The following is a 13,963-nucleotide window of genomic DNA, read 5'->3' as shown; positions in this document are numbered from 1 at the left end:
ACTCCATTACATTAATTCAGCCATTCATACAGCGTAATGTTTCCGTACACCGGATCTGACAGTGTGCTGGAACGATACGTTTTCACTTTCCGCACATGACGAGAAAGGGAAACCCCTTGCTTTTGAAATCCTTTGACCACATGATCAGTCATATAAATTTTAACATGCCGATAGTTCGCCTTGTCCTGTAAAAAAAATGAAAAGTGCAGCACATCTTTATGCGGAAAATCCACATCGAGGTATTGGAGCACACGCGTTTCTTCCCATGTATACAAAACGAATTTCTCTTTGCTTTTTTGTAAATCATACGCTAACTGGTACGTTGCTGGCAACTGTAGCGCTTGTTCGCGCAGATGCCATGTTCCCGTTACGAATTGCACAGCTAACACAGCCACTGCGATACTCCAACGATACATAGACATATGATTGCGGATATAGCATGTCCATCCGTAAAATAAAACGAGATGAATAAGGGGGAGAATGTGCCGCGGCTTCTCAATGTTTTGGGCAAATAGCGCCCAAAGAAAATACGCAAATCCGGAAACGAGAAGCCAGCGGGGAAACATGGATTTCCTCATCCGCCATATCGCCGCCCATGCCACGATATACAAAAAAAGCAGGATCACGTTTTGGCTTGCTATTCCTGTCCATAAAATATTATAAAACAAAAAATGAATCACTCGCTCCCATAACGGCTGTATGTCACTTGCTGCCGTCCCCCCCCATTCCTCGAAATGGCCGCCCGTAAACGAGAGAGCCAGCTTGAAAAAGGAATGGAAGCTTCCTTCCGCCACCGCGACCGCAGCTATCCAAATAAATTGGAAAAAGGCCGCTGCTGTCAAAAAGCACCCGAGTCGGCCGACACTGCGATGTTTTTTCCAATCTTCATACCATAAGCATAAGATCGCGACCGCAAATGGAGCATACGACAAGCGGATTCCCATCAATAAGCTAAAAAAGGCAAGCGGAAGAAGCTGCATCCACCATGCATCGCGTTTTCTCGCCAATTCGATGGACCAAAAATACCACCACAGCACCGCCAGCGCCGCCCCGTCCGACATCGGCTGGCCCGCAATGACCATCACATAGCTTGCCGATTGGATAAGCGCGCTAATGAACAATGACATGGGAGTCGGGAAATGATTTTTTAACAGGAGAACGATCGGGATCGTTGCCGAAAACAAAGCAATGACATTAAAGATGGATAGCGCTTTGGCCGGATTGTCAACAAACACATGAATAAATATGCCGCCCAACACGAAATATGGATACCCCGGAAAATGCGGCTGCATCGCCAATAAATCATAACGGTCTAATGCCAAGGCAAAATCGACTTGATCCCATGTCGCCGCGTAAGGGCTGGCGTAACGAATTTCCGCAAGCAGCAGGCTAAATAAAATACATAAACTGAAATACGACAAAAGCCGGTTATTTCCTAAATGTTTCAGCATTTTTCTCCCCTTTTTCTCCGCAGCGCGATTTCGCCAAAAAGATGAAAAAGCACAAGGCTAAGCCTTGCACTTTTTACATCACCCTTTTCTCTTTTGGTTCAAGCGCTTGAACGGCTGTTTTTGTTTGCACCGCATTTTTTTTATTCGTATTGCGGCTCGTCACTAATACATAAACGACGACAAAATATCCAATATAAGCGATGATTTCTTCAAGCGACGGCATGGACGAATAGCCGAAGAGCGCTTTCAAAAACACGCCGACCTCTCCTGAAAAGACAGGCGCAACGCCGTGATCGCGGAGATAATGTTCATAATCAATCGGATGTTCCGGAAGCAGCCATGTTAAATCATAAACGTGCGGCATCACGCTGCCGATGATGTTTAAATCTTGAAGCATCGAAATGCCTTGGACAAGTAAGCCCGCGGCAATCAAAACGATGAACGCTCCCGTTACTTTAAAGAACGTCTTTAGCGGAATGCGCATCGTTCCTTTGAAAAAAAGATAGCTGACGATCACCGCAATCGCAATTCCCGTCGCCGCTCCCCATCCTTGCATCGCCGCACCGATGTTGCCGTGCGTAATCGCGGCAAAGAAAAAGACCGTTTCGACTCCTTCGCGGAGCACGACCAAAAACGAATGAATGACCATGCCGATGACATTGCCCGTAGTAATAAATTGATCCATTTTTCCTTCGACGCTTTTTTTCATATCGCGGCTATGCTCGGCCATCCAAAAGACCATTTGCGTCAACAAAACTGCGGAAACAAACATAATGCCGATCTTTAAATACGCTTCGCTTCCCATCGCGGCAAAACCGGTGAACACAACTTGGAAAAGAATCGCGACCCCAACGCTCGCCAAAATCGCCAATCCTGCGCCGAGCCACACGTATTTCGTATATTCTTGATGGTCGACGCGTTTTAAATAGGATGTAATAATGCCGACAATCAGCAGCGCCTCGAGCGCTTCGCGGAACGTAATCAGCAGCGCTTGAACTTCCATTGCATATGTCCCCCTTTGTTTTCATCCGTCAAGTCCGCTTGCGACGCCATGAATACACGACAACCCCGGCAATCACAACAAGAAGAATCGCAATCGGAATCCAGTTTTTTAATTTCGATAAGTCCGTCCATTCTTTTTTCTGCACTTCTTGTGGCTTTTCCGTTGCACTCTCCGAAAAATGTCCCACCTTCAAACTTTTCAACCCAAATTGCTTTTGCAGCGACGTTAAAATTGTTTCTTTGCTTTTCTTAAATTGCTCAATGTTTGCTTTTTTTTCGCCGACACCAAACAATCCAGGATTTCCCAGCGACTGCAGCGCTTTATTGAATTCGTCTCTTAGCCGTTTATCAAGTGCTGCATCTTTGCCTTGTACAATCGGGGAAAGCGCTTCGTATGTAGCAAACGCCTTCGCTAATAACCGTTTGCTCGTATCATACTGCTCAAAATTTTTCTCGATATTTTCCAACCGGCGTGCGATATTTAAAACAAGAATTTTTTCCATATTTTTTAAAACAGCTTCTTTATCTTTTTTGTCGATCGCCGATAACACTGCTTGCGAAGGCTCCGTTCCCATATGCATATCTATTTCCTCTTTTACCGTTTCGAAAATTTTGCGCGCCTCCGCAAAGTTTGGCGGCTGCTCGTTTAACTTTTCCGCCATTTGTTTATAAACTTCTGCCACTTTTTCTTCATTCGGATCACCGTAAGAATACGCAAAAACAGAAATCGGGATACTATTGAGAATGAATATCAACGCCAAAGAAAAAAATAAACAAAATCGCCTCATTATTCGATCTCCTCCTACACCATCAATGATAATGATTATCATCTTCTATGTCAATATATTAATGAAAAAATTCCCTTTCCTGTTCGCAAAAAGGAAAGGGGCTACGAACATTGTTTTTCCGCTATGTTCGGGAGACGATGGGCGTCTTCATCAATCACTACTTTTTTCACCGGCCGCCGCATCTCCTTCCAAATTGCTGGAAGAACGGCCGTGACATACGCGCGAAATTTAATAAATGACTGTCCCGTTGTCCGCACTTGATAGCGAATCGGCACTTCTTTTACGCGAAACCCTTTGCGGACTAAATTTAACGTAAGCACCTGTGCGTAATTATAATCATGAATGATCTCCGCATGTTCCATCGCTTGCCGCGAAAAAGCCCGCATCCCCGATTGTCCGTCGTAAATCCACTGGCGAAGAAGAAGCGATTGCAGAAATGTAAAGAGGTAATTGCCAAGGCGGCGATGCCATTTCATCCCGCGGATCGTGCCAAGAAAGCGCGAGCCCATCGTATAGTCCGCTTCTCCCGCAAAAATCGGAGCGAGTAATTCCGGGATTTGTTCTGCTGGATATTCGTTGTCCGCATCAATCATCACGCCGATATCCGCACCGAGGCGGAGACATTCCCGCAGTCCTTGGCGTACAGCGGCACCAAGCCCGCGGTTTTCCGGCATTTGATAAATGTAATCAGCGCCTGCTTCTCTCGCGGCTGCTACTGTGTGATCGATCGAACCGTCATCAATAACTAATACTTTTACATCCACACAAGGATGGAAAGAACGCGGAATTCTGCGAATGACCTCGCCAATCGATTGTTCTTCGTTATACGCTGGTAAAAAGACGATCACTTTTTGTTTTTTCATCCTCTGCTTCCCTCTTTCGAATCGCTTCCGTTAGTACAGGACCGCGGCTATGGCTTGGATACGGCGCACCCAGCAAATAAGCGATCGTCGGCGCCACGGACACCAAACTTTTCTTTTCATCGACCCGCTTGCCTCGCTCAATCGCCGGTCCATACAAGAAAAACGGTACAAATCGCTCTCCTTCATCCAAATGCCCGTGTCCGCCAATGCCGTCCGCTTGTCCGTGATCGGCGCAAACAATTAACGTGGCATTTTTTAATTTTCCTTTCTGTTTAAGCCACTCGACGTACTCCTTGATAAGCGCGTCCGCCTCCTCGATTTTTTGAATATACTCATCATATAATACACCGCGGCTGTGTCCCGTTTGGTCCGTGGCAATTAATTGAACGATGAGCAAATCGGGATCTTGCTCTTCCATAATGCGTTTTGCGCGCTCGATAATGTTACGGTCAGCTACGTCATTATGCATGACCGCTGTTACCGTTTCGACATCATCTCCAAACGAATCGACAAGATGGGCAATGCCAAGCAGCCGCCCTGTTTTTCCAACTTTTCTTAGTGAGTCAAAAATGCTTTCTACTTTAATGCCAAGCTTCCATACCATATTGGAGCGGATGCCGTGTTCAAACGGATATGTTCCGGTGAACATCGAGGTAAAACAAACGACGGTACGCGCCGGATAGACCGTCTCCATTTGTGTAAACTCAGTCCCATGCTGTCGCAGCCGTTTTAAAAATGGCGCATTAGCTTGCTCAAACCGATCTTTCCGCATGCCGTCGATGACAATCACAATGACTTTTTCATTGATTGGCTCTTTTGGAACGTCAACATTATTTGTATATGTCGGAATGATTTTCGGCTTCCAATCAAATAACTGGCTATGCAAGATAAAAGAAAACAAAAAGACACCTGCGTAATAGAGCGCAAAGTTGGCAAACGAAAGATCGCCTGCTCCCCCTTCGAGCTGTACGTACACATATTGCCAAATCGACAAAAGCAGCAAAAATTTCGGCAGCTGTTCTTGCGCGTTTCCGCTTGTCGAATCGCTATTTTTCAGCACTAACTTCCAAAAACGGGTAAAATTCCACCATGACGTGCCGATGCGCAAATGATAGTAAAGCGTCCCCCAAAAAAAGACGGTAAAGAAAAAATATAGCCCCAGCGCCAAACTTAGCAGCTTAAGGTCGGCAAACTGCCAAATGATTAAAAACGCAACGTATGGGATCCATAAATAATTTCGTAAAAATAACGGATAATCGTACACATAATAAATGACGAATAGCGGAAGCGCCGCTAGAAAACCGAAGAACCAGTGCTTCATATGCTCGATGGTGCCGAAATTGGCAAGATGGTAGATCGCCATCGTCCCGATAACGAAAATCGGCGTAAACGGTTTTCCTTCGTTCAGCAAATTCCAGCAACGCGCCGCTACTTTTTCAAATGTTGAAGCTTCTTTCATCGTTTCTCCCTTCCTTTTTTCCAAGCCGCTCCGACGAACGAAATATCTCTTGGAGACATAAACAGTACGGCAATGCCAACTAAATAAGAAAAAACAAATTTGAACGCATGGGTCATCATCGCCGCCATATACGCGCTGTTCCAGTCCGGTGTAATTCTCGTAATCGCAAATGCCATTACCGCTTCATACGTTCCCAATCCGCCTGGAGCGATTTGAAACACTTGACCGGATACGGTGATGCTGTTGACCCATACGGATTCCCAAAAGGATAAGGGCAGCCCGAGCATATGCGCCATCTCATAGATAACAACCGCCTCACACAACCAGCTAAGCGCGGTTATGCCCGCCACATAGACGCCGCGTTTTCCTCTTAACGCGCTTTTTATCATGCGATGGTGTTTACGGATCCATTCCGCATCCGATTTGCGTGACAACAAAATAACAATTGCCGCTACACCGACTATTCCTACAACACCAATAACCGTTGCACTGATTGCTGGAAAGCGATGGACATATGCATACATTCCCCACGCCGACAAAAGACATAAAACAAGCATGTCCAAAAGCCGCATCACCGCCACCGAGTGAACTGCTTCATCAACGGACACATCTTTTTGTTTGGCCAAAACGGCAACACGGGCAATATCACCTACTTTGAACGGAGTGAGATGATTAATGAACAAACTGAAAAATATGCCTTTGCTGTATACAACTAAAGAAATTGGTTTTCCCACGTATAACTTCCACGCCAGCGCCCGCAGCCAGAAGGAAGCGCCATATATGAGCAACATCCACACGAGCGTGTCCGGTCTTTGAAGAAGCAGGTGGAGCTGCCTAAGAAGCTCTTCTCCATCGAAATAGCGGTATGTCAGCCATAGAAAAACAAGGACAAGTCCGGCTCCGGCCAGCCTCACCGCTATCGTTGCGTGCTTACGTTTCATACGTCCTTGCCCACGCGATCGTCCGCGCAAGCCCGTCCTCGAACGTTACGCTTGGTCTGTATCCGAACTCCCGCTGCGCTTTCGCGATGTCCGCCCATGTCGCTTTCACATCTCCCTTTCGCTCCGGAGCATATCTCACTTTCATCGTTGGAAAATGTTTTTTCAGTTCTTGCAGCAATCGCTCCATCGTGATTGGGCGTCCCGATCCTAAATTAAACACATCGTTTCCGCCGCGGCGGCCGAGCGCCGCTACCATTCCGCTGACGACATCATCCACAAACGTGTAGTCTCTTGCTGTGTTCGTTCCGTACACGACAATCTCTTCGCCACGTAACAGATGGCGGATAAACTTGCTAATCGCCATATCCGGGCGACCCCACGGACCGTATACAGTAAAATAGCGAAAGATCGTCACCTGATAGCCGAATAGATGGGCATACGCATAGCAAAACGACTCCGCTCCGTATTTTGCGGCAGCATATGGCGAAACAACTTCTCCCGTTGCCATCTCTTCTTTAAGCGGTACATTCCCCTGGTTGCCGTAGACGGACGAGGAAGATGCGAATAACACATGCCCGACTCCTGCTTCCCCCGCCGCTTTTAGCACATTAATCGTCGCTTTGATATCATAATCGACATAATCAAGCGGCTTAAGAAGCGAATTGGGAACACCGGGCAGCGCCGCTAAATGATACACACAGTCCGGCTGATAGCGGCGAAACAATTCTTCTGTTTTTTCTCCATCTAGCAAGTCAATGCGATAAACAGGAAGATTTCCTCCCGTCAACGCACGAAATTGCCGATTCTTTCGTTCCGCCGGGTAATAAGGATGAAAATTGTCAATGACCGTCACATCGTGCCCAAGCGAGAGCAATTTGGCAACAAGATGGCTTCCAATAAACCCGGCTCCCCCTGTAATGAGAATTTTCAATGGATTCACCTCAAAATTAATGATTTATTCCTATTAGCATATTATCATAAGAAAATCAAAAAGCGGCAGCGCCAAAATTTGATTTCCTTCATAATAAGGCAAAAAACCTTGCTAAAGAACAAGGTTTTTTGCCTTATCGTTATTTTGCCTTTTCAATAATAGTGTTTAATGTTGCTTCTAATTGGGTAAGAAGTTTTTCTCCATCTGCTTTATTTTTCGCTTTTGCCGCCTCAAGATAGCGCTGCGCCTGATCATTTAATGACGCATAAGCTTGATCACCTAACAGCGCTTTTAAGTCACTTTCCATCATATTAATAAATAAAGCTCCTTCCAATGCAGTAATCACCGATTTATCTTGTCCCCAGCTTTCTTTACTTTCTTCATATTCATGAAGCGCCACCTTTGCCCAACCGCGGACGAACGCTTTATTGATAGCTGCCGGATCAAGCGTTTTTGCATCTGTTTGCAAATCAAATTGTTTTAAAATGTAGTCCGCTTCTTCTTGTGCATGCTTTTTCATATATGGATATACGGATTGATAAAATGCCCATCCTTCTGCTTGTTCAACTTTCGCTTCTTTTTCATCTTGTTTTGCCGCATTTGCCGCTTTTAAAGCGTAGCCGTGCGGAAGCGCGCCTGTCGCTAAATAAAAGGTTTTCATCAGCGTTTTGTCTACGACTTGTTTTCCTAGGGAGAAGGCAAGCAAATCATCTTTCGCAGCCGCATCTTCGATTTGTGCGAACGCCCCGTTTATCACATCGGCTAGCTTCGTTCCGTAAGCGGCGTCACGCTTCTCGACCGTCGGCTGTAAAATTGCGTAAAACTGTTTTGCTTCTTCGATTTCTTTCTTCACTTCTTCCTTATTGGCCCAATTTTCCTCTACTTCAGTAAACTCATGCTTGATTGTGGTATAAAATACTTTTTGCATGAGCTTATCAAAGATCTGTTTTACGACCACTGGATCAAGCGAACCATCTTTCCCTGCTGCCAGCGCAGCAGTAATATGTTGGTCAAGCGTATCTTGAAATTCGGCGTCCCGCTTTTGCACAAGTGTCTGTAAATTTTCTTCATATAATTTTGTTACTTTATCGAAGTCAACTTTTTGCCCTTGCTTTGCTTTTTCCAACTCTGCAAGTGCCTGTTTAAATACATCAGCATAATTAATTTCTTCCTTCTCTGTTTCCACTGATTTTTCTTCTTTTTGTTCAGCAGCTGTTTGCTCTTTTTTCTCCGTTTTAGTTGTTGCTGTTTCCTCGCTGTTCGAGCAAGCTCCCATCATTACCGCAAACGCTGTAAAAACAGCAAGCAGCTTCCATTTGACTGACATTATGTACCTCCTAATATCGTTTTATTTGATAATGATTTTCATTGACATGAATTGATTATAATAGATAATGATTATCAGCGTCAATAAAATTTTTATAAAAGAAAAGAGCCTGCCAACGATTGGCAAACTCTTTTCTTGCATCACACTTTAATAAATGAAGGAAAAAATTCATTTCCGATAACTTCCCCTTGTATAAACTGTTTTGTTTGTTTTTTATGGTTTAACGGCAAAAGCGGGAATAGCAGTTCAGCTACCCGGTATGCTTCTTCTAAATGCGGGTAACCGGATAAAATAAAGTAGCGGATGCCTAATTGATGATACTCTAATAGCCGCTCAGCTACTGTTTCTGGATCTCCGACTAAAGCGGTTCCTGCACCACCTCTGACAAGACCAACTCCCGCCCATAAATTTGGACTAATTTCAAGAGATTCTCTGCTTCCATTATGCAACTGCCTCATCCGCTGCTGCCCAACAGAATCATACCGAGCAAAAACTCGTTGTGCTTCCTGAATGGTTTTTTCATCGACATAACGAATGAGCTGTTCCGCAGCATTCCACGCTTCCTTTTCTGTTTCGCGCACAATGATATGAAGTCGAATGCCGAATTCAATCGCACGTCCTTGCTGTTCAGCCAATTTTCTCACCCGGGAAATTTTTTCTTCCGCCTGCGCTGGCGGTTCCCCCCATGTTAAGTAAACATCCGCATGTTTTGCTGCCACAAGTTGGCCTGCCGGTGACGACCCGCCAAAATAAATCGGCGGATACGGTTTTTGAGTTGGCGGAAACAGAAGCTTTGCCTCATTCACATGGATATGTTTCCCTTTTAAAGTGACTTCTTCGCCGCTTAACAGCCGTTTCCAAACGGTTAAAAATTCATCCGTCGCTTCATAACGTTCGTCATGGCTTAAAAATAGCCCATCGCCCGCAAGCTCAACAGGATCGCCGCCAGCTACGACATTGATAAGCAACCGGCCTTCCGAAATGCGGTCCAATGTGGAAGCCATGCGTGCTGCTAGCGTAGGAGACATTAACCCCGGTCGCACGGCAACGAGAAAACGCAATTGTTCGGTTTCTGCCGCTAATGCTGACGCAAGCAGCCACGGATCTTCGCACGATTTTCCTGTCGGAATCAATACCCCTTTATAGCCAAGCCGGTCAGCCGCTTGGGCGATTTGCCGGAAATAGCTGTATTCCGGAGCGCGTCCTCCTTTGGTCGTTCCAAGATACCGCCCATCGCCATGGGAAGGGATAAACCATAATAATTCCATTTCATTTTCTCCTTTCTATTATTTATTCATGTGGACTTTGATGTTTGAAATAGATTGCAACACTTCCTTTATCCTTTCTTCAATGTCGGATTGAAAAAATATCTTTCCTGTTTCATCCCGTTGAATCGTTTTATCCAAAATAAACACTCCGTGTAAAATTTCTTTCGCTCCCATAATGGAAAAAATAGGTTTTAGCGCGTATTCAATCGATAACAAATGTGCGATTGTCCCGCCTGTGACGATTGGAGCAACAATCTTACCTAAAAATGCCTTTTCCGGTAACAAGTCGAGAAACGCTTTTAAAATACCTGTATAGCTTCCTTTATAGACAGGGCTTAACACCATGACCGCATCCGCTTCACGAATCCATTCGTGGGTTTGCGCGATCGCTTCACTATCGAATTTTGCATGCAGCAAATCTTCTGCTGGCAAATCGCACACATGGATTAAATGAACGTGATGCCCCCTATTAAGCAGCTCTTTTTGCAATCGGTTAGCGATCTCCACTGTTTTGGATTGTTTCGACGGACTTCCCGAGATTAAAGCGATTGTCGTCATCGATCTCTCCCCTTTTTTCTTTTACATCGTTCCTTTATACGTATCTTGCCAGCGAAGCAACCGCTTCTCTAATACACGGACCAATGAATCTGTAAGTTTTCCTACCACCGCAAAAAGAATAATGCCGACAAAAACAATATCCGTATTGCTAAACTGTCTTGCATCCATCATCATATATCCAATTCCTTCTGTAGAACCCATCAACTCTGCAACAACAAGGCCGAGCCAAGCCGCTCCGAGAGAAAGGCGAATTCCAGATAAAATGGCAGGAAGCGCAGACGGGATAATGAGCAACGTAATTTTCTTCCATCTGCTAAAATGGAGAATGCGTGCAACATCAAACAGCTTCGCATCGACTCCACGTATGCCAATAAATGTATTTACATATACAGGGAAAAATGCACCTTTAGCGATCAATAAAATTTTCGATGTTTCCCCAAACCCAAACCATAAGATAAAAAGCGGCGCCACTGCCAAATGTGGAATCGTTCGCAGCATTTGTACTGTAGGATCGATGACATCTTCCGTTTTGGAGGAAAAGCCTACGGCAATGCCTGCAAGAAGCCCAATGCCTGCTCCAAGCAAAAATCCTGCCGCTGCCCGAAAAATACTAGCTTTCAAGTGGGTAAATAATTCCCCGGAGATGGTTAATTGATAAGCTGCTTGCACAATATCTATTGGCGTTGGTAAAACCGTTTTGGAAACTGTCCCTGTCATCCCGACAAGTTGCCATATGAATAAAATGAAGATGGGCAATGCCGCTTGTATCATCCGCTTGCGAATTTGGCCGAAAGCCGGAATCTTTCTCCCCCACTCTTTTCGCAGAAGCGGCTGCCTTGCAGTAATAGTTGTTTTATTCATATTTGCTCTCACCTTCTTCTTCTAATTCTTGCAACGCTTTTTTAATATATTGATTATCGACTACTTTGCTTGTATCAATTTTTGTTTTAATGATATTTTGCTCATATTGGAAATCGGCAGTTTTTTGCTGTGCTCGAATAACATCATCGGCAATTGGCTCGTTTAATGATGGGTTGTTGCGCAACGCTCGCACTACGACGTCTTTATCTATTTTTTTCGCTTTCGCATAAATTTCTGCCGCTTCATCAAAATGATCGTTTTGCCAACGCCGCGCTTTCTCATAAATTTTTAAAAATTGAACCGTTAAATCAGGATGCTCTTTGATAAATCCCGTCCGTGCCACGATAAACGATGGCGAATATGCTTGAAGATCCTCTCCATCCGCTACGATACGCGCTTTCTTTTTGAGCACCTCATAAGAAATAAACGGCTCCCAAATCGCCCAAGCATCCACTTTGCTTGTATCAAACGCTGCTTGCGCTTCATCTGGCTGCAATTGAATCATTTCAACATCTGACGCTTTCAAGCCAGCATGTTCAAGGGCTTGATATAAGAAATTAAATCCACTGCTTCCTTTGGCAACAGCAATCTTTTTTCCTTTTAAATCCTTCAGGCTTTGGATTTTACTTCCTTGCGGTACAATGATAGCGTCTCCTTTTGCCCCGTCTGCTGCTTTACTGATCTCTTTAAATTCAATGTTGGCGGCTTGGGCAGAAATGACCGGAGAGTTTCCAACAGCGCCGAAATCAAGATTGTTGGATGCCATCGCTTCAAAATGGGGAGGCCCGCTTTGAAACTCAATCCATTTGACGTTGACCCCTTCTTTTTTAAATTCTTTTTCAAACCATCCTTTTTCTTTTGCCAGTAAAAGCGGCCCGAGACTTTGCTGAATGCCGATGCGAATCGTTACGTTTTTTTCTTTTCCTTCCGTCGTTGCTTTCTGACCGCAGCCAGACATCAATGCGATAAACAGACTTATCAACAGAACCAATATATGTTTCCTCATAAGAGGCCCCTCCTCTCTTAAATTCCTAGTCCCTCCAGCAACGGAGAATCTTCCACTGTTTCAAATTCGCGCAATATGCGTTGCCTCATTTCTTGGAAAGATGAATGAGCGCGCTGCCTTGGAAATGGCAACGGAACGGAAGCGATTGTGCGAATTTGTCCTGGCTTTGCTTTCATCACCACTACTTTCGTTCCTAGATAAACTGCTTCATCTAAGTCATGAGTAACAAGAATCATCGTAATTTGTTTATTTTGCCATATTTCCAATAAAACATCTTGCAAATGCTTTCTTGTAAAGGCATCAAGTGCACTAAACGGTTCATCAAGTAATAATATTTTTGGCTCCCGCAGCAATGCTCTCGCAATTGCCACGCGCTGTGCCATTCCTCCTGATAATTCTTTCGGGTAGGCTTTTTCGAAGCCTTTTAACCGGACAAGTTCTATTAACTCATCCACTTTTTTCCGGACATTTGCATCTTTCAACGATTGGTTTGCTGCAATGTTTTCTTCCACCGTTAACCACGGGAATAAACGATGTTCTTGGAAAATAAAGCCTTGTTCGAGTCCTGGACCTTGAATTGGGACACCATTTATTTTTACTGTACCGTTATAATCGGTATCCAACCCTGCTACAATTTTTAACAATGTGCTTTTTCCGCATCCGCTTGGGCCAATAATGGTGATAAATTCACCATTTTTGATTTCTAAGTGAACATCTTGGAGTGCATGAACTGCTTGTTTCCCTTGAAAAAAAGTTTTATTTTTCACATCAATTTGTATACTCACTTCGTTCCCTCCTCCGCAATGTTAGAAGAAAAATGCTGTAATGACTATCTTCATAGAACCGCCTTCTCTTTCATCCAATCTGACTGAAGAAAAATTGTCTTAGTTGTTCTTTAAAAATTATATTATTCATATAGATAAACTTGGATTATAGTCATAAAAAACAAAAAGTTGTGAACGCAGCGGTTTAATTCATAGTTAACATATAGGATTTATTGATTATAAATATAAACAATTTTCTAAATTTAGTCAATCATTTTTTATATGTTGTCATCATAAAAAAAGGAGATTCAGGCACACATTGCCTGAATCTCCTTGAAGAACAATGAATTATACATGTTTTTCCAGCAATTGAATAAGTGCTTCTTTCGGCTGGTAGCCTATCGTTTTGTCAACAAGCTCTCCGTTTTTGAAGACAAGCAGCGTTGGGATGCTCATTACGCCGAATTTTGAGGCTGTTTCTTGGTTTTCATCGACGTTCACTTTTACGATTTTCACTTTATCGCCCATTTCTTTGTCCACTTCTTCAAGAACCGGCGCGACCATGCGGCAAGGTCCGCACCAAGGCGCCCAGAAATCAACCAATGTTAAGCCTTCTTTCGTTTCTGCCGCAAATGTTTGATCTGTCGCATTTACAATCGCCATTCTGTATTCCTCCTATTTTACTTTTATGTTGTAAGCAAAGTATATCATGCAAATGGAGTTTAGTGCGAATGTTTTGCTTCG

14 protein-coding genes are annotated in these 13,963 nt (G+C 44.2%); all 14 read right to left on the bottom strand.

From position 1 onward, the window contains the following. Positions 1-11: 11 nt before the first annotated feature. Positions 12-1,448, bottom strand: a complete 1,437-nt coding sequence (locus tag MWM02_RS04310) for a nucleoporin-interacting protein (protein WP_081260186.1) — start codon at positions 1,446-1,448, stop codon at positions 12-14. A 76-nt stretch (positions 1,449-1,524) separates the two neighbouring features. Next, positions 1,525-2,454, bottom strand: coding sequence for an FTR1 family iron permease (locus tag MWM02_RS04305; RefSeq protein WP_064549629.1), 930 nt, complete (start codon positions 2,452-2,454; stop codon positions 1,525-1,527). 28 nt (positions 2,455-2,482) lie between these two features. Then, on the bottom strand, positions 2,483-3,241 hold the full coding sequence (locus MWM02_RS04300; protein WP_244403020.1) for a hypothetical protein: 759 nt from the start codon (positions 3,239-3,241) through the stop codon (positions 2,483-2,485). A 101-nt stretch (positions 3,242-3,342) separates the two neighbouring features. After that, entirely contained in the window at positions 3,343-4,104 is a 762-nt protein-coding gene (locus tag MWM02_RS04295; RefSeq protein ID WP_244403019.1) for a glycosyltransferase family 2 protein, read from the bottom strand. Beyond that, complete coding sequence (locus tag MWM02_RS04290; RefSeq protein WP_244403018.1) at positions 4,064-5,563, bottom strand: alkaline phosphatase family protein; 1,500 nt, start codon at positions 5,561-5,563, stop codon at positions 4,064-4,066. The genes MWM02_RS04295 and MWM02_RS04290 overlap by 41 nt, the downstream gene beginning before the upstream one ends. Further along, on the bottom strand, positions 5,560-6,504 hold the full coding sequence (locus MWM02_RS04285) for a lysylphosphatidylglycerol synthase transmembrane domain-containing protein (RefSeq protein WP_244403017.1): 945 nt from the start codon (positions 6,502-6,504) through the stop codon (positions 5,560-5,562). Before MWM02_RS04285 ends, MWM02_RS04290 begins: the two co-directional genes overlap by 4 nt. Continuing rightward, the gene (locus MWM02_RS04280) at positions 6,494-7,435 is read right to left on the bottom strand and encodes an NAD-dependent epimerase/dehydratase family protein (RefSeq protein ID WP_064549624.1); all 942 of its coding nucleotides are present in this window, start codon (positions 7,433-7,435) and stop codon (positions 6,494-6,496) included. Before MWM02_RS04280 ends, MWM02_RS04285 begins: the two co-directional genes overlap by 11 nt. Positions 7,436-7,574: 139 nt before the next feature. Beyond that, positions 7,575-8,762, bottom strand: a complete 1,188-nt coding sequence (locus MWM02_RS04275; RefSeq protein WP_244403016.1) for a hypothetical protein — start codon at positions 8,760-8,762, stop codon at positions 7,575-7,577. Between the two features lie 140 nt (positions 8,763-8,902). After that, positions 8,903-10,030, bottom strand: coding sequence for an FMNH2-dependent alkanesulfonate monooxygenase (ssuD, locus tag MWM02_RS04270; protein WP_064549622.1), 1,128 nt, complete (start codon positions 10,028-10,030; stop codon positions 8,903-8,905). An 18-nt stretch (positions 10,031-10,048) separates the two neighbouring features. Next, positions 10,049-10,588 carry an NADPH-dependent FMN reductase gene (ssuE, locus tag MWM02_RS04265; RefSeq protein ID WP_064549621.1) on the bottom strand — a complete coding sequence of 180 codons (540 nt, stop codon included), beginning with the start codon at positions 10,586-10,588 and terminating at the stop codon, positions 10,049-10,051. 21 nt (positions 10,589-10,609) lie between these two features. Next, entirely contained in the window at positions 10,610-11,449 is an 840-nt protein-coding gene (locus MWM02_RS04260; protein ID WP_244403015.1) for an ABC transporter permease, read from the bottom strand. Next, positions 11,442-12,455: an aliphatic sulfonate ABC transporter substrate-binding protein gene (locus MWM02_RS04255; RefSeq protein ID WP_244403014.1), complete on the bottom strand. Its 1,014-nt coding sequence runs from the start codon at positions 12,453-12,455 to the stop codon at positions 11,442-11,444. Before MWM02_RS04255 ends, MWM02_RS04260 begins: the two co-directional genes overlap by 8 nt. Before the next feature lie 17 nt (positions 12,456-12,472). Continuing rightward, entirely contained in the window at positions 12,473-13,240 is a 768-nt protein-coding gene (locus tag MWM02_RS04250; protein ID WP_064549618.1) for an ABC transporter ATP-binding protein, read from the bottom strand. Between the two features lie 327 nt (positions 13,241-13,567). Further along, positions 13,568-13,882 carry a thioredoxin gene (trxA, locus tag MWM02_RS04245; protein WP_064549617.1) on the bottom strand — a complete coding sequence of 105 codons (315 nt, stop codon included), beginning with the start codon at positions 13,880-13,882 and terminating at the stop codon, positions 13,568-13,570. Positions 13,883-13,963 lie beyond the last annotated feature (81 nt).

The organism is Parageobacillus sp. KH3-4, from assembly GCF_022846435.1.
GTDB lineage: Bacteria > Bacillota > Bacilli > Bacillales > Anoxybacillaceae > Parageobacillus > Parageobacillus thermoglucosidasius_A.
This window is presented reverse-complemented; position numbering and strand designations above follow the sequence as displayed.